This is a genomic window from Rothia gullae (assembly GCF_024294905.1).
Classification (GTDB): domain Bacteria; phylum Actinomycetota; class Actinomycetes; order Actinomycetales; family Micrococcaceae; genus Rothia.
In genome coordinates, this window is sequence record NZ_JANCOC010000002.1 from 205,118 (window position 1) to 222,805 (window position 17,688).

Consider the following 17,688-nt stretch of genomic DNA (forward strand, 5'->3'; position numbering starts at 1 on the left):
ATAATTTTTTACACAAATATATTATGTGACTAAAATCATCTAAAAGATACTCTTTGCGATAATAAAGCAATGCCCCCGGCTGGTGATTCATCAACCGGGGGCATTCGTGTTTTAACTTTGTGCTGTAGCTGGACTGCATGTTTTAACTGATGTAGCCCGGAGGTAACGACTATTACCTCCGGGCTAATTCAGTTACTTGTGTGCGTTGGCGAGTTTAGCCAGCGAAGTGGCCGGTCACCTCCGCCAAACGCGCCGGATTCACCAAATCAGGGTGCGTACCCTCCAGCAGCACCGCACGGAACGACGACGCATGCGCCGACCAACCCGCCGCATCCAAATACGGCTGATCCTCATGCGGCACACCCACCAGCAACACGTCCCCTTCAAAGAACGCCTGCTCAGCACCACGCATCAACGCCGCCGAAGCACGCATACTACCCAGGCACACGCCCAACTTCTCCTCCGGCAGGTAACCCATCGCCGAACCCGCCCGCTGCAAACGCTCCAACGTACCCGGCAGGTCAAGCTGCTCATCAGCGGCAGGCTCCGGCAAACCGCCCATACGCAACAGCGCACGGAAGCTCTCCTGCTCATCCGGCGCAGGCACACCCTGCCACTGCTCCGAAGGATACGCATCCAACAGGATGACGCGCTCAACCTGCGCACCCGCAGCCTGCGCCAAAGCCGCCACCTGCACCGCGGCAGTACCACCCACAGACCAGCCCATCAACGCAAAACGACGCGGCAACGAACGCTCCGCCAGGGTCTTCTCAATCAGCTTCAGGTAGCCCTCAGCCAACTCCTGCAGGCTCGACGCGAACCCAGCCTGCGGGTCAGAGAACGCCTCAGCCTGCACAGCATACACACCCTGCTGAGCCGGAAGATGCGAGAGATACCCCGCATAGCACCAGCCCAAACCGCCCGCAGGCGGCAGAATAAACAGCGGCGCGGGGGCCTCGGTAGCGTCATGCGCGGTAGGTTGTTCTCGTAGCGGCAGAACCGGCGCGAACTCCGCACCCTCGCCACGCTCGCCCGCAATGGACGCCGCCAAAGCCTGCACCGTCGGATGCGCAAACAGCGCACCAATGCTCACGCTCAGACCCAGCTGCTCCTCCACCGCGGCAATCACCTCAAGAGCCGCCAGCGAATGACCGCCCGAAGCGAAGAAATCCTCATCCACGCCGAAACGCTCACGACCCAGCACGCCCGCAATAATCGAGCACAGCTGCTGTTCCAGCAGACCGTGCGGGCCCTCAGCGTCAGAGGTCTGCGGAGTCAGGTCGAGGGTCGCCAACAGCTTACGATCCGCCTTACCGGAGGGGCTCACCGGCAGAGCCGGCAGGGTGTGCCACAGGGTCGGAACCATGTAGTCCGGCAGAACCTGCGCGCAGTGCTCACGCGCCGTCTCCACCAGCTGCTCAGCACGCTCGGCGGACACATCGCCGACCTCCAGCACCGCCGCCAGGGCAGGCTCACGCAGGCCGCGGTACAGCAGAGCCACCGAAGCGCTCACACCCTCAACCGCGGCAAGAGCCATCTCAATATCGCCCAGCTCCAGGCGCTGACCGCGCACCTTAATCTGATAGTCCGTGCGGCCGCGGTAGCCAATGACGGCGCGACCATCGGGAAGAATCTCCCAGCACGCCAAATCGCCCGTACGGTACAGGCGCTGACTCTCACCGTTCAGCAGCGCGAGCGCACCGGCAGGAGCCTGCTCCACGAAAGCCGCCGCGGTCGCCTGCGGGTTGTTCTTGTAGCCGCGCGCCAGCTGCACACCCGACAGGTGCAGTTCACCCGTCACGCCCACCGGCACGGGGTGGCCGGTCGGGTCAAGAATCAGGGTGCCGGTGTTCCAGACCGGCTCGCCAATGGGCACGCTCTCGCGCTGCGGGTCAGTGGAGGTCTCCCAGAAGGTCACGTCCACCGCCGCCTCGGTGGGGCCGTACAGGTTCAGCGGGTACACGCCCAGAACCTCGCCCGCGGCCTGCACCTGGTCCTTCTGCAGCGCCTCACCCGAGCAGACCACATAGCGCAGGGGCTGCTCTCGACCCTGACCGAAACCGGCATCAGCCAGGATGCGGCGCGCCGCAGGCGAAGAGGTCAGCGCCGACAGCATGGTCGGCACAAAGTGCACCGCCGTGACGGACTGCCCGGCAATCACGCGCGCCAGGTAGGCGGGGTCGCGGTGCCCCTCCGGGGCGGCAATGACCACGGCGGCACCCTCAGCGAGAGGCCAATACAGCTCCCACACGTGCACGTCAAAGGAGATGGGGGTCTTGTGCAGGACGCGGTCGCCCTCCCCCACCGGGATCTGGTGCTGTTGCCAGCGCAGGCGGTTATCAATCGCGCGGTGGCTGATGGCAACGCCCTTAGGCCTGCCCGTGGAGCCGGAGGTGAAGAGCACGTAAGCGTCCTCGTCCAGGCCGGTTTTCGTGCCCGGAAGCTCCTCAGCGGCGGGTGCAGAGGAGTGTTCCCCGTTGGGTTCCTCGTCGCTCAGTAGGGGCAGAGTATGCTGGGGCAGGTTTGCGTGACGTGCAGGCTCCTGCGGGTTCAGCTCTTCCGCGCTCAGCGGCTGCAGACCGGGGCCGTGTAGCAGTAGCGAGCATTCGGCGTCCTCCATCATCACGCCCACACGCTCGGCGGGCAGATCCGGAAGCACCGGAACGTAGGTGGCGCCAGCGTACAGCAGGGCGTACAGCGCCACGTACTGCTCGGCGCCGCGGTGCACACGCAGACCCACCGCGTCGGAAGGGCGAACGCCCCAGTCCAGCAGCTGCGCGGCAAGCGCACGGGCGCGCTCGTCCAGTTCGGCGTAGGTGAGGGCGCGGTCAAAAGCGTAGGCGCGCTCCGACTCGGGGGTGAGCACCTCACCGGGCGCGGGGGCAGAATCCAGCACGGCGAGCGCCTGCGGATGCGCCACCACCGCGTCACGGAAGCGACCCAGCAGGGTCTTGTACTCCATCGGGTGATCGGTAAGCGCCGGGGCGGTCAGCTTGCGCAGGATCGCAAGCTCCGCCTCGGTCGCCAAGCCGAGGTTGTTCAGGGAAGCACCCTCACGCTGCGCCTCCGCCGCGTAGGCGGGTAGCCACTCGCTCAGGCGGGCGGCGTGACGTTCCAGATCCTCAGCGGTGTAGAGCGCCGGGTTCATGTCAATCTCGCAGGAGATGCTGTTGCCGCGGCCGGGCATGCCGCGCAGGGTGAAGGTCGCGTCAGCAACGGGACCGGCAGAGATATTGTGAATGCGCGCAGTCGGTACCGGCTGTACGGTTCCGGACTCATCCTTGGAGGGTGCCGCCAGCGGCAGCACCGCGTCAAAGGGAACCACGTTAATCTGCGCGCCAAACAGCCTGGACTGGGCGTTACGCGCGGTACGCTCGAGGTCTTCCTGACGAGCCAGCGGATGCTCCGCATTGCGGGCGTACTGTTCCTTCACCGACTGCAGGGACTCCGTGATGGGGCCGGTCGCCGCAACCTGCACCGGCAGAACGTTCACCGCGGTACAGCCGGTCTGCGCGCTCGCCGTACCCAGGGCGCGGGTCGCCTCCGGCAGGGTGCGGGCGAACATGCGGTTCATCTGCGGCACGCCGAACGAAGCCTGCGGGTAGCCGCCCACACGCGCCAGGTAAGAGCCGACGGCTGCGGTTGCTAGCACCGGCCAGGAGACGGCGTGCTGCTTTGCCGCATCCAGCAGGGTCTGCTGGGTGGGCACATCAATGCTGAACGCCAAGCGCACAGACTGCGCCGACGGGGAGGCGGTACGACCCGCCAGGGAGGTGTCTTCCTGTTCCAGGGCGCCGCTCGCCTCCCAGAAGGCGACGTCTTCGTCGCGGGCGGCGGAGGCGGCATCGTCGGCATCGAGCAGCTGCTGCAGGCTCATGCGGCGGGTTACCGGAACCAATTGACCGGCGGACAGGGCGCGGTATATCGCCGCCACGCGGGAGAGGCCGTTGAACGCGGCGAATCCGTCGGCAACCACGTGGGAGAAGGAATGGTACACCCAGAGGAACCCGCCGTAACGCACCGCTGCGCTGCGCACGGTCACGCCCTCATCGGTGGCGAGGGGCTGGGCGAGCAGGCGCTGCGCCCAGGCGCGTACCGGTGCGGGCAAATCAGAGTCAGGCAAGGCTGATTCAGGCAGGTCAGAGGCGTTCTCCTCCCCCGCCTTCGCGGTGTCGCTCAGCTCGCCCCCGTCCAGCTCCCCCTCATCCACGAGCAGGTCAATGCCCGCAAGGAACGCCTCCTCGGTCAGAATCTGCTGGGAGGCGGCACCATCGGCAATGCGGGTGCGCACGCGGAAGCCCTCGTTCTCACGGTAGAGCTGTTCAAAAGCCTCACGCAGCAGAGCGAGGTCGGTGTCTGCGGGGCATTGCAGAACCTCCGCGGTGTTGTAGCAGGGGTTCGTCGGGTCAATCACGGCGGCAAAGTAGATGCCGCGTGCGTTAGTGGTCAGCGGCAGCCAGGGGCTGTCAGCGCTGTGCTGTGCGGAGGGGTTCGCGGCGGTGGGAAGGTCGGAAGCAGTCCCGAAGCAAGCGGGTGCGGTAGTATCAGCTACGCCCATGGTGGCCTCTCAAAGGTCTGGATTAGGGGTCTGGATTAGGGATGATATGCGGTGTGTTAAAGGTAGGGGTGAAAGGTAGGCTACTGCCCCGCCGTTTCACGCTGGCAGAAGTGCGCTGACAGAAGTGCGCTGAGAAGGGTAAACGCAGCTACACAACACGGCGTAAAACCGGCGCACAGAAAAACGAGGCGAGTAGCAGACACCCCGGGCACCCGCCTGCATTCGCGGCTGGCGGGCGCTCGGGGTGCGGTAACGCTTAGCCCAGGCGGGAGGCGATAAACTCCACGGTCGGGTTCTCCACCAGCTCGGTAAACTCAATCACGGCGCCCTCAGCGGCAAGGTCGTCGAGCAGGGCGAATGCGCCCATAGAGTCCATGCCTAGGGAGAACAGGTCGGTGGTCGGCTCGTCAAAAGCGGTCTGCAGGGAGTCGGGCTCGATGATGTACTTCTCCAGGATTGGGCGCAGGGTCTCAAATGCGGACATTTTTCTCCTCAATTAGGGGGTGGGAATAACGGCGTACGGTTTAGCCAAAAATGGTCTAGTTCAAAGGGCTTAGCCAAAAATTTCGGCAAGCTTGGCGCGCAGCTCGCGGCGAGAAATCTTACCCACGTTCGTGGTGGGCAGCTCCTGCAGAACCTGCACGCGCTCCGGGATCTTGAACTCGGCAAGCTTCTTCGAGGTGAAGAACTCGTGCATCGTGCGGCGCGGGTTTTCGCCCAGGTCGGCGCCTTCCTGCGGCACAATGACCAGGCCCACGCGCTCGCCCACAGTCTCATCGGGGATGCCCAGGACCACGGCGTCAAAAACGTCGGGGTGGGTCAGCGCCAGCTCTTCAATTTCGTCCACGGCAATCTTCTCGCCGTTGCGGTTAATCTGGTCCTTCGCGCGGCCGGTCACCTCAAGATACTTGCCGGCAACCAGTCGCACAATGTCGCCAGTGCGGTAGAAGCCGTCCTCGGTGAATCCGTAGCGGTTCGCGTTCTCCTCCAGGTAGTAGCCGCGAATCGTGTACGGGCCGCGGGTGAGCAGGTGGCCGCTCTCGCCGCGCTTGACCGGCTGGTCCTGATCATCAACAATCAGGATTTCGTCGTCGGGGCTAATCGGGTAGCCCTGGGTCCTCAGACGCATCTCAATCGGGTCGGTCGAGCGGGTGTAGTTCACCAGGCCCTCAGCCATGCCGAACACCTGCTGAACGGTGCAGCCGAGCACCGATTCAATCTTGCCCGCAACCGCCGGAGCCAGCTTCGAACCGCCCACCTGCAGGGTCTGCAGGGACGGCAGGGACACGCCGCGCTTCTCCGCGGAGGCGACCCACGCCTGAGCCAGCGGCGGCACCAGCGCGGAGGTGGTCACACCCTCCATCTCAATGAGGTGGAACGCAGTCTGCGGGGACGGATCCGCCGCAAACACCAGCTTGCCGGAGGCGCACATGACACCCAGGATACCGGGCGAGCTCATCGTGAAGTTGTGCGCGGCGGGCAGCACCACGAGCATGGTCGTGTTGTTGTTCAGCTTGCAGATATCGACCGAGCCGCGCACCGAGTACAGGTAGGCGGCGTGGGTGCGAGGAATCAGCTTCGAAATGCCGGTCGTACCGCCGGAGAGCTGCAGGAACGCCACCTGCTCGCTCGCACGCAGGTTCTCGGTGTTCTGAATGACGCCGGGCACGAACTCTTCAGCGAGCTCTTCTTCGGTCAGCGGGGTCAGCGGCTCCGCAACGTCAATAGCAACCGGCGGCTCCAGGGAGTTCTTGCGTAGCTCTGCGGCAACGTCCTCGTGCAGGGCGGTAAAATCTGCGCCCGGGGTCAGCGAAGAGAACACGTGCGCCGCAGCGTCGGTGCGGGTCGCAAAGTGTACGAGCTCGGTGGTGCGGTGCTGCGGTAGGCAGAACACCGGCAGCGCCGCCGCCCAGAAAATACCCAGCAGGTACACCAGGTACTCGGCGGTGTTACCCAGCTGCAGCAGCACACGGTCACCGGGCTGCACGCCAGCCTGAACAAGGCGCGCCGCAGCGGCACGACCTGCCGCCTCCAGCTCACCGTAGGAGAGGCGAATCTGCTGGGGCTTGCCGTCCTCATCGAGCTGCGCGTGCGAAAGCGCCACCAACGCAGGGAAGTGCGGCTTCGCGCGGCAGGCATCCAGCAGGAACTCCGGGATGGTCTGGTCAATCCAGTAGCCGGCTTCGCGGTACTTCGCGGCAAAAGACTCGGGGATGAGCGGCGTGGGGGCCAGGGGGCTACGTTCTACGGTCATCTTCTCTCGATTTCTGTGTCGTTTGCGGTTTCTATAGCGCTCACGTGCTACATGCGTTCGCAGCGTGATGCCATCTCGTCAATGAGGGCGAGTGCGCAGCCTGCGCCGGGTATCATTCGGCACCCCTCGCGGCGCGGTAGTGTTGCACTTCTCTTAGGCTGTACTTCTCTAGGATACGGGCGCGGCGGTGTTTACCCTAACGGGGCACCCCGCACGCCCACCATGCGGGGTATGCTCTACCCGTGTAGGATCCCTAGGCGACCTCTCGCTACTCCTCAGCTAAGCTCCGCTCAGCGTGCTCAGCCTCCCGGCGGGCAGCAATAATACGTTCCAGGGTTGGCACAATCGCACCGCGCCAGCACGCATAATCGTGACCACCGTTGAAGGTCGTGCAGCGCGCATTCTTCAGGCCCAGCTTTTCCAGGCGCTCCTTCAGCTCGCGGTGAGGCGGTACCAGAACCCACTCCTGCTCCCCCACCTCAATCTCAAGGTACAGGTGGCGCAGGCGGTCGATCTCACCCGCCGCCTCAAGCTCGTCCAGGCGGTCCATGACCTGCGGCTGCCACAGCGACGAAGACTGCGCGATTGCGCCGCCAAACGCCTCCGGGCGACTCAGCACCGCCAGCAGGGAGGACAGCCCGCCCAGCGACTGACCGTTAATCACAATGTTCTGCGGCGCGGTCTTAATGCCGTGCACTGCCTCCAGGTGCGGGAACGCGATCTCTACCAGGTAGTCGGCAATCGGGTTGTCGCCGTTCAGCTCCTTCCAGCGGTTCTCACGACCGCCAGAGTGCAGGAAGAACACGTGCATCGCCGGAATACGACCGGCCTCGTGGGCACGGTTGAGGGTGTGCTCCATACCCTGGCTGAACCACATCTCACCGTCGAACTGGATGAACAGCGGCGCATCCGGGGCGGGGTCACCCACGCGGCCGAGCACATACTGGTGACCGTCAGAGGTCTGCATCCACTCGGGGGCGGGCAGCGCGTCAATCTCTTCCTGAGTCAGGAGGAACTCCTGCACCGGCGCGTGCTCAAGCTGCACCACACCCATGCAACGACCGATACGGTTGCACGCGGTCTCGGGGTTCAGCGGGTCACCCTCGCCGGAGTCCAGGGCGGCACGCAGGCGCACCTGGTCGTCATCACCCAGCCAGGCGGGGCGCTCGCCGGGCAGCGCCGGCAAGAAGTTGTAGGAGGCACGCCAGGTGGTTTCCATCTGCATGCTCAGCTGCCACCAGCCAGTGCCCTCGATGCGGGCCATAAGGGAACGGTCGAGGTTCTTCTCATCGGTCAGGCGGTTGATGAACATGAGCACCTGCTCCGCCTGCTCGTTGTGGTACAGGAAGGTAACGATGCGCTCGTTCTCACTGATACTGCCGTCTTCGCGGTGTACCGGCTCGATAATGGGGGTGCCTTCGGAGACGACCTCAAGGATGCGAGCGTTCAGCTCTTCGGGGCTGACCGCATCGGCGATAATGGCGCTGATGAGGGGGCTGTCCACGCGCGGTGCCGGTACGGGGCGCGGAGTCTTGGGAGGGGCCGGGCGCACGGCCGGCGCAACGGTACGCGGCTGCGCCAAAGTAGCCTGTTCAGAAGTGTTCTGTGCAAAAATACTCTGCGCGGGAACGGTCGCGGTGGGTTCGTGCTCGCCCAACGGTTCCTCCTTTGTCTGTGGAAACACTCAATCGGTGAAAATCGGTGAGGAGGCACATTATCGTTAGTTAGCCTCTACAACCTCACTCTATGGTATCCCTTACCCAAACTCCAGCCAAAGGGAAAAGCGAAAGAACCACAACATGACATTCATGACAGCGAGCACACGCTACTAAAACCCAAGCACAAAGCCGCCACAACCCCGCCCAGCCCAGACCCACCTAAGACCAGCCCAGACCCAGCCCAAAAGTTAAAAGAGATGAGGCACCGAGACCGTGCATCAAACCTTCAAACAGTGAAGGCCTCATGCGGCAGTCTCGGTGCCTCATCTACGGGTTCCCAAAATGGAACCTACCCAGTGCTCGGAGCCGTTCATGCGTCAAAGACGGACGAGCACCGGGTAGGCGCCCTACGCGCAGGGGATCCTGGGTCCCTCAGATCCTAACGTTCGCTACTCGGCGCAATGCCGAGCTTTTCCACCCGTACTGAGACGGTTGGCGCCAACTCCCACGCGGCTTAGGGGCGAAAACTATTCGCTTTCGCGGGCCGCCGAAATAGCGTCAGCGGCAATATGAATTGTTTGGTTCTCCTTCGGAATAACCAAAGGGGTTCCAGTGCATGGATCAGGAATAATGACCGATTGCAGGTCAAAAACTTCCTGGATAAGTTCCGGTGTAATTATCGCACGCGGATCGCCCTGAGCGATAATCCGGCCCTGCTTCATTAACACAACATGAGTAGCATACCTGAAAGCAAGGTTCAGGTCATGCAACACCACGGCTACCGTTCGCCCTTCGGAATGCAATTTCTTCGTCAGGTTCAGCACCTCAATCTGGTGCGTGATGTCCAGGTAGGTGGTCGGCTCATCGAGCAGAATCAGCGGGGTCTGCTGTGCCAGGGTCATGGCAATCCACACGCGCTGACGCTGACCGCCCGAAAGCGCCTCAATGGGACGCTCAGCAAGCTCCAGCACGTTCGCTGCCTGCATCGCCTCCACGCAGGCTCGCTCGTCCTCATCAGACCAGGAACGCAACAGCGACTGGTGCGGGTAGCGGCCGCGCGCCACCACATCCGCCACGGTCACGCCGCTAGGCGCCTCCGGGGTCTGCGGCAGCATCGCCAGGATCTTGGCGATAGCGCGGGACTTCATCTGCGGCAGCGGGGTGCCGTCCAGTCGAACCTCACCCTCCTTGAGCGGGTTCACACGGGCAAGAGCCTTCAAGGTGGTCGACTTACCGCAGGCATTCGGGCCCAGGATAACGGTCAGTTCCCCCTCCGGCACCTGAAAATCTACCCCGTTGAGCACCGTATGCTCACCGTAGGCAACCACCATGTTCTCGCCTTCAAGGCGGGTCGTCACACTAGCGTTCACTAGCTCTTCTTCCTTTCGAGGTAAATCAGGTAAATCAGGTACAGGCCGCCAATCGCGCCGGTCACCACACCCACCTGAATGATGCGTCCGGGAACAGCGAATCGGCCAATCAGGTCAGAGCCGAGCACCATGAGCGCACCCATAAGCGCCGCGGAGGCGAAACCCACCCCGCCACTGCGAGACAGGGTCTTCGCGATGTGCGGTGCCGCCAACGCGACAAAGGCAATCGGGCCGGTCGTCGCGGTCGCCAGCGAAACCAAAAGCACACCGATAAACAGAGCCGCCACACGGTACGCGTTCACGCTCACACCCAAACCGGATGCCACCTGGTCACCAAAACGAATCGCGCCCAGCGGTCGGACCAGCATCAGCAGCAGCGGAGTCACCACGAACAGCAGACCCAGCAGCGCGTAGGTGCGCTCCCACGTGATGTCATTGAGCGAACCGGCAAGCCAGGACGCCGCGGTCTGCGCCTGAGTCAGCGAAGCACGCACCACCAACAGCGCATTGAACGCCGCCAGGGTCGAACCCACACCAATACCCACCAGCACCAGACGGAAGCCATGCAGGCCCGTGCGGCGCGTCAACAGCCACACCAGCACCGATGTGGCCAAGCCACCAACCACAGCGCCCAGAGCAACCTCCACGGGGCCGGAATTGAAGACAATAATCTGCAACAGCGCACCGGTCGCAGCACCATTCGTGAAGCCGATAATATCCGGCGAGCCCAGGGCATTACCCGAAATCACCTGGAAAATCGCACCCGACAGACCAAGCGCCGCACCCACCAGAAGCGCCGCCACAATACGCGCCGCACGTTGCTGAGCGAAAGTCACAGCAATCTGCTTGCCCTCACCCAACAGCGCCGGGATAACCTTCTCCGGGGCGAGCTTATAATCACCCTGCAACATGCCCCAAAACGCCAGCGCCGCAATCAGCACCACCAACGCAACATTCAAAATCAGCACACGCCACGGCACCTGAGCACTCAGCGGACCGCGCACAGTCAACACCGGGCGGCCACCCAAATCGCGGCCACGACGACGCGCAGAACGATTAGCGGAGCTGGTGGCAGTCGCCGTCAAAAGAGCGGAAGAATTCGACATTAGAGAGCCTCCACCTTACGACGAGTCATCAAGAACAAGAACACCGGGGCACCGGCAAGAGTCGCCACAATACCCACCTGAGTCTCCTGCGGAGCCACCAGCACACGCGCCAACACGTCAGCACACAGCAACCACACCGGACCCAACAGCGCCGAACCATAATTCACCCAGCGCACATCATTACCGAGTAGGGCACGCACCACAAACGGCACCGCCAAACCCACAAAACCAATCGGACCCACCGCAGCAGTCGCCGCACCGGCAAGCACCGTCACCGCCAGCAACGTCAAATTCTGGGTCGTACGCACACTCACGCCGAGGCTGGTCGCCGCCTCCTCGCCCATGCTCAGAGCATTAATCGCAGGAGCCACAAAGAACGCCACCAGCATACCCAGCACAATCACCGGACCCACCGTCGAAGCGATATCCATACCGCGGCCCTCCAGCGAACCGGCAACCCACACACGGAACTCGTTATACGCATCCTGATCAGCCAAAATCAGGCCCTGCGCAATCGCCGACAGCGCCGCAGAAATCGCCACACCCGCCAGAGCGAGCTTCACGATCGACCCGTCACGGCCACGACCCAGCGTGTACACCAGCACCGCAGCCAACGCGCCACCAATCGTTGCAGCAACCATGTACTGCCAAATACCCATCACACCAAAAACCACCACGGAAGCAATCACAGCCACCGCAGCGCCGGCGTTCACACCCATCAGGCCGGGCTCAGCCAACGGGTTACGAGTCAACGACTGCATCAGAGAACCGGCAACCGCCAACGCCGCACCCGCCGCAAGACCCACCAAGGTACGCGGAATGCGCTGCTCCATCACAATCGTCTGCGCCTGCTCAGAAGCAGTGCCATTGAAAACAGCCAGAACCTGATCCGGCGGAAGATTATTCGACCCGAACAGCAAAGAAGCAGCCACAGCTCCCACCAAAAGCACCGCAAACAAGAACAGAAAAGCCAGGCGCTTACCCAACTTCTGCCCCTGAATCACAGAACCCTGACGGGACGTACTCTCCTGCTGAACATCTCGGGACAATGAGCTCGTGAAGGCCACTATGCTCCTTATGCTCGATACAAGAAAATAGGGAGGCACACCCGGCGCACCCACACCACACGAGGGGCACCCGGCACACCTGTAGATAACGAGGGAAACGCCGGAGCGGGCGGGATAGTCCCCCATCCGCATCCGACGTTAAGTCTTAGCGCTTACGGATCAGCAGCAGCGCAGCAGCACCCACAATGCTTACGCCCAGAACCACCACGCCAACCCACGGGAACGCAGCGCCGTAAGTCACGGTCTGAACGGTGGATGCGGTGTTAGCCGCGCCCGATGCCGAAGCGCTCGGCTTCGACACAGCACCGCGCGCAGCTGCCGAAGAAGATGCGCTCGCCGAAGCGGCCGCCTTCTTCTGGGCATTTGCGGAATCCGAAGCAGCCGACGCAGCGGAAGAGTCAGAGGTGCCGGAAGAGTCAGATTCCGCGTTCAGGCGGTCGTATTCCTCCTTGGTGATGGTGTTGCCGTCAGCATCGGTGTATACGGTCTCAGCGTCAGCTGCGCCACCCGCAGAACCAATCGAGGAGTCGTTCGAGCCACCATTTGACGAGGATTCGTTCGAATCGTTAGAGCCCTGAGCATTGTCTGCAGAGTCGGAGCTGTTAGAGTTCGAGCCGCCATTCGAGGAACCACCCTTGCTCTTCGAGCTGGAAGAGCCACGGTTCGAGGAGGAATTATCCGAGCCACCCTCACCTACCACGGTAAACTCGGGGCTACGGTTGCTGTACGCCTCGGTACCCAGGTACTTGCCGTCCTTGTCACGCTTCTCACCGGAAGCGAGGAAACGCAGAGTGTGGGTGCCAGGGCCTACATCCGGCAGCACGAAGGAACCGGAGACCTTACCGTTGCCATCGGTCTTCTGCTGATGCACCACGCAAGCGCCCTGAGCCGCATTGGAGGGGCACAGGTTGCCGTCGTCCACCTTCACGGACACCACAGCGTTCGCGGGGAAGCCGCTCACGCTAAAGGAAATCACGCCGTGCTCACTCACAGAGGAGGAAACGGTCGAGGAGGTGCCAGGGGTAGATGCCTTCGCACCACCCGGAGGCAGAGCGGATGCGGTGCCAACGCCCAAGCCCAGCGCCAGGGTTGCGGCAGCACAGGCGGTCAGCGCCTTAGAGGTCAGGGATGCCTTCGGGGCTCCCAAAAAAGGTGCACGCATGGTGGTCCTTTCAAAATTACCGGGGTCGAAGCTGAACGCTACCGGGTTCGTGGAGGTACAGTTCAGCGGGTCGTGACCGGAGTTGTTGGAGGCACCCGATCCACGCCCCTATTCAAGGGTGCAGGGTCAAAACTGTGGAGCGTGAACCGGTGCCGATGTGAATGTGTGGTCAGAAAGCTTACTTCTTGGAGGTGCGCAGCAGCAGAGCCGCAGCCAAAACCACCAGGCCAGCCGCCGAGAGCAGCAGGTTATTGGCGTTGTTGACCAGCCACTTGGTCAGACCGGTCAGCTGGGTACCCTCAACAATCGGGCCCTGCGCCTTCGTGCCTGCGGCGGAGTTCTGCGAGCCCTGCGTGTTCTGCGAGTTCTGCGAACCGGCTGCAGCCTGTACGGCCTTCTTCGCATTAGCTTGGGTCTTCTGCACGGTGGTTGCCAGGTTCTTCTGTGCGCTTTGAACCTTCGCCTTAGCCTGCACACGGTTCAGGACCGGAGCGGTGCTCTGGGAGAGCGCGGCGAGGGACGCGTCCACGTCAGTGGCGCGGGTGCTGATGCGGCCGCCCGCGTTACGCATGGGCACAGGTGCCGTGGAGGTTGCGGTTGCGGGGTTCTCGTTCAGCTCTTCGACCAGCTGGTCGGTGGCGTCCTGCTCATCGCGGGAAACCTCCCGACGAGGGGTAACAGCACGTTCCACGGTCATGTCAGCAAAACCAAGCACCGCGTTCTGCGCGCCCTGGTTGCCGTTGTGCACGACCACGCGGTAGGTTGCGGCGGGCATGCTCACGGTGGTTTCGTAGCTGAAGCTGCGGTTGCCATCCAGGCGCTTCCAGCCGGAGCCGTAGAGGGTCTGCGGGGAGTTGCCGAGGTAGGTCGCGGCGTACACCCAGGTGCCCGGTTCAGCGTTCGGCACGGTCACGGTCACGGTGGAGCCGTCACGGCTCACCTGCACGCCATTACCAGCGGTCAGTTCGGAGGCGTTGACCGGCTCGGGTGCGTCACCGGGGGCGTACTCACCGATGGTGAAGGTGGTGTTGATGCCGCCCTGGCTGTTGGCGCCGCCGTAGGTTCCGGATCGGTCGCCCTCACGCAGGCTACCGGTCAGCAGGCGCAGAGTGTGCTCACCGGAGGCGTACTTTGCGGCGTCTTCGTCATTCTTGAAGGCTGCGTTGTCGCGGGTGGGCAGGTCAATCCAGGCGTCAATGTGGCCGTTTTCGTCGGGGGTGACGATAGCCCAGATGGTGCGGTTGTCGTTGACCGCGGTGGCGTCGTTACGGGATACCTTGCCGTCGTCAATCTTCAGACCGATAACGGATGCCTTCTTGTCTTCGGGGTTGCACCAGCCGTCACCGGTCAGGTGCAGTTTGCCGCCCTGAACCGCCTTGGGGTTCTCGATGGTCAGGCGCGGGGTGAAGGAGCCATCGGCGGGGGCGCAGGTTTTCGAGTCTTCGCTGGGTGCGGGGGTCGGCTCTGCGGTAGGTGCCGGGGTGGGTTCAGCGGTTGCGCTAGGGTCAGCGGTAGGCTCGGCAGTCGCAGAAGGCTCAGCGGTAGCAGAGGGGTCTGCACTCGCGCTGGGCTCAGCAGTCGCAGAAGGCTCAGCGGTAGCAGAAGGCTCAGCGGTAGCAGAGGGATCCGCGGTAGCAGAGGGATCCGCGGTCGGTGCCGGGCTCGGAGCCGGGGCGCTCAACGTAATATTCTGCGACACAGATACACGACGGTCGTAAGTGTTACCGTCCGCATCCGTACCACCCAGGGAACCGGAAAGCACCTGAATACGGTGGCCGGTACCCTCCACGGTCCAGCCCTTGTCCTTCAGGTGCTCAGCGGTCAGACCGGTGTTTTCGGGGGTCGGCAGAGGCACCTCAAACTCGAAGGTGCCGTCCTCTTTGGCAGTTTCCATGAAGTTCGCGGGCGAGTTGCCGCCCTTCTTGGTAATCGGGTTAATCGCCTGGTGCGCTTCATCCGGCAGGGCGTCGAGGAACTTCACGGCGAACACTGCGCCGCGACCGGGTGCGGTGCTGGTAAAGCCGGTGCCGCGCAGCACGAGCTTACCTTCGCGCCACTTCTCGGTGGAGATGGTCACGGTAGCTTTAGCTTCCTGCTGGGTGGCGGCGGGAGTATCCGCGAATGCGAGAGTGGTGCCGGTCAGCACTGCTCCAGGGGTGATGAGTGCGCCGGCGAGAGCCACGACGGCACCGTAGCGGGCTGCGGTGCGTGCGGGTCGAGTTTCGGTCATGGTGGTCCTTGAGGATGGTGTGGTGGATCGTGCATCCCCTTCCCGCCGCGGTTTTCAGGTCGCGGTGGGAAGGGGTATGGCGGAAGCTTCAGCGTGTGATTGCTTCACCGAGTGTTCAGAACGGGATGTTTAGAGCGGAAGCGCCTTCTTGACGTCTTCGATAATGCCCTCGAGCAGCAGCGGGCCGCCGGTGGAGGTCCACTTGGAGCCGTCCACGAGAATCACGTGGTCGTCCTTGACTGCCTTCAGGTTGGTGAAGCCGGAGGTTTCCTTCGCCTTATTCAGTGCTTCTTCGGCGCCCTGCAGACCTGCGGAGCCCTGCGCGTTCGGGTTCTGCTGGCTTGCGCCGCCGAGGGTGCCCAGGAACATGTAGTCCGCGTCGATGGTTGCCAGGTTCTCCAGGGAAACGGGCTCGGAGTGGCCTTGGCCGTTGCGGTCCTGCGCCTCGGGGCGCTTGAGGCCCAGGTCGTTGAGTACCTGGCCGGCGGGCAGTTCCTTGAGGATCAGGGCTGGGCCGTTGCCTGCCCAGCGGACGATGGAGAAGGTCTTGTCGCCGTACTTGGGGGCGAGCTGGCCCTTCAGCGTTGCGGCGCTTGCCTCGTATGCCTTGATAACTTCTTCGCCCTTGTCGACCATGTTCATGGCGTTCGCGACGTTGCGGAAGTTGATGCGCCAGTCGCCGCCCGCGTAACCGCAGTAGACCACGGGGGCAATCTTCTTGAGGGTTTCGTAGGCGTCGGAGCGCTTGTCCACGCCGGTCGAGTCGACGAGAATCAGGTCGGGATCAAGGTTGCCGATCTGCTCGTAGTTGACCTGGGCGACGGTGCCGATGATCTGCACGCCCTTGGCGCGGTCGGCGAGGTAGTTGGGTACGCCGGACTGGCCGCGGCCGGAGACGGAACCGGCGGGGGTCACGCCGAGGGCGAGCAGGCCGTCGAGGGTGGGTTCGGACAGGACGATAACCTTCCGCGGGTTGGCGGGAACTTCTACATTCTCGTCGTCAATGTCCTTGATGATTCGGGTGCCGTTGTTACCGCCGGAGGCGGAACCGCCGGAAGTAGTGGTCGTGGTGGTCTCGCTGCTGCATGCCGCGAGGGCGAGAGCAGCCGAGGAGGCGAGTGCCAGGCCGAAGAAGGCGCGGCGGTTAACGCCCGATGCGCCGTGGTTTTCGGCGTCGGTCAGCTCGGTTCGGTTGAAAGACATAGTTCCCCCTAGATATGACTAAACTATACCTAACCTTACAGATATCTGAGTGTTACATCAAGATGTGTTCAGTTTGCTTTCTCTGACCGTCAGGATACCCCGTTTTGCCGCGGAATTGCGCGGGGTAACATATTTCACGCTTGCCATAGTCTTGCTGACACCATGTCACTTAAACAGGCACCTCTCCCCTGCTATTACCCTGCTATAAATCTGCGGTGATTGAGAAAGCCGGGCACGCAAAACGCCCCGCCGCGAAGAGCCGCGACGGGGCGCAGTCTTCACAACGGGGCGTTGATGTTTTATAGATGCTGGGGTGTCAACAATGCGGGGCACCGTTACCCGCATGCACCGCTAGCAGCCGCAACCGCATCCGGTGCCGGAACGCTTGACCGATGCGGCCGCCGCACGCAGGGAGGCGATTGCCGCCTCCGGACCACCGAGCGCTTCGTCCACACCGTAGACCGAGCTACCGGCAACGAAGCAGGTTGCACCCGCCTCCGCGGCACGCAGGATAGTCTCTTCGGTGATGCCGCCGTCCACCTGCACGGTCACCGGCAGGTTCGCACCCTCAATCGCCTTGGCGGCGCGGGCGATTTTCGGCAGGGTCACGTCCAGGAACGCCTGGCCGCCGAAGCCGGGTTCCACGGTCATGATTAGCAGCATGTCCAGTTCGCTGAGCATGTCCAGGTAGGGTTCCACGGCGGTTGCCGGGCGCAGCGCTATACCCGCCTTCGCGCCCTCAGCACGCAGGGTGCGTGCCAGCTTGATGGGGGCGATAGCCGCCTCCGCGTGGAAGGTCACCGACTCGCAGCCCATGCTGGCGTATTCGGGTGCCCAATGGTCGGCATCCTCAATCATCAGGTGCACGTCGAACGGCACCGGGGAGATTTCGCGCAGACGCTTGACCACGGGCGGACCCCAGGTGAGGTTGGGGACGAAGTGGTTGTCCATCACGTCAATATGCGCGGCGTCCGCGGTGGAAATGCGCTCCAGCTCGCGCTGCAGGTTCGCGAAATCCGCCGAGAGAATCGACGGGTTAATGGCAATACCCATGGGGTTCCTTTCAAATCCGTGCCGTAT

At 63.0% G+C, this 17,688-nt stretch carries 11 protein-coding genes; all 11 read right to left on the bottom strand.

What is annotated here, in order from left to right; all coding sequences use genetic code 11:
* Nucleotides 1-214 precede the first annotated feature (214 nt).
* The 11 genes from NML54_RS02545 to rpe all read right to left on the bottom strand — a co-directional run bounded on the left by NML54_RS02545 (nucleotide 215) and on the right by rpe (nucleotide 17,661).
* A complete protein-coding gene (locus tag NML54_RS02545; protein WP_254755761.1) occupies nucleotides 215-4,558 on the bottom strand; it encodes an amino acid adenylation domain-containing protein in 4,344 nt (1,447 codons plus the stop codon).
* Between the two features lie 256 nt (nucleotides 4,559-4,814).
* Nucleotides 4,815-5,042, bottom strand: coding sequence for a phosphopantetheine-binding protein (locus NML54_RS02550; RefSeq protein ID WP_254755762.1), 228 nt, complete (start codon nucleotides 5,040-5,042; stop codon nucleotides 4,815-4,817).
* Between the two features lie 69 nt (nucleotides 5,043-5,111).
* The gene (locus NML54_RS02555) at nucleotides 5,112-6,812 is read right to left on the bottom strand and encodes a (2,3-dihydroxybenzoyl)adenylate synthase (protein WP_254755763.1); all 1,701 of its coding nucleotides are present in this window, start codon (nucleotides 6,810-6,812) and stop codon (nucleotides 5,112-5,114) included.
* Nucleotides 6,813-7,080: 268 nt separating this feature from the next.
* Nucleotides 7,081-8,469: an enterochelin esterase domain-containing protein gene (locus tag NML54_RS02560; RefSeq protein WP_254755764.1), complete on the bottom strand. Its 1,389-nt coding sequence runs from the start codon at nucleotides 8,467-8,469 to the stop codon at nucleotides 7,081-7,083.
* Between the two features lie 528 nt (nucleotides 8,470-8,997).
* Nucleotides 8,998-9,840: an ABC transporter ATP-binding protein gene (locus tag NML54_RS02565; RefSeq protein WP_049349016.1), complete on the bottom strand. Its 843-nt coding sequence runs from the start codon at nucleotides 9,838-9,840 to the stop codon at nucleotides 8,998-9,000.
* The gene (locus NML54_RS02570; RefSeq protein WP_254755765.1) at nucleotides 9,840-10,946 is read right to left on the bottom strand and encodes a FecCD family ABC transporter permease; all 1,107 of its coding nucleotides are present in this window, start codon (nucleotides 10,944-10,946) and stop codon (nucleotides 9,840-9,842) included. The genes NML54_RS02565 and NML54_RS02570 overlap by 1 nt, the downstream gene beginning before the upstream one ends.
* A complete protein-coding gene (locus NML54_RS02575) occupies nucleotides 10,946-11,995 on the bottom strand; it encodes a FecCD family ABC transporter permease (RefSeq protein ID WP_254755766.1) in 1,050 nt (349 codons plus the stop codon). Before NML54_RS02575 ends, NML54_RS02570 begins: the two co-directional genes overlap by 1 nt.
* Before the next feature lie 163 nt (nucleotides 11,996-12,158).
* Complete coding sequence (locus NML54_RS02580) at nucleotides 12,159-13,175, bottom strand: plasmid partitioning protein (RefSeq protein WP_254755767.1); 1,017 nt, start codon at nucleotides 13,173-13,175, stop codon at nucleotides 12,159-12,161.
* A gap of 178 nt (nucleotides 13,176-13,353) precedes the next feature.
* Complete coding sequence (locus NML54_RS02585; RefSeq protein WP_254755768.1) at nucleotides 13,354-15,405, bottom strand: peptidase; 2,052 nt, start codon at nucleotides 15,403-15,405, stop codon at nucleotides 13,354-13,356.
* 129 nt (nucleotides 15,406-15,534) lie between these two features.
* Nucleotides 15,535-16,608, bottom strand: a complete 1,074-nt coding sequence (locus tag NML54_RS02590) for an ABC transporter substrate-binding protein (RefSeq protein WP_254755769.1) — start codon at nucleotides 16,606-16,608, stop codon at nucleotides 15,535-15,537.
* 351 nt (nucleotides 16,609-16,959) lie between these two features.
* Nucleotides 16,960-17,661, bottom strand: coding sequence for a ribulose-phosphate 3-epimerase (gene rpe / locus NML54_RS02595; RefSeq protein WP_254755770.1), 702 nt, complete (start codon nucleotides 17,659-17,661; stop codon nucleotides 16,960-16,962).
* Nucleotides 17,662-17,688: the final 27 nt, after the last annotated feature.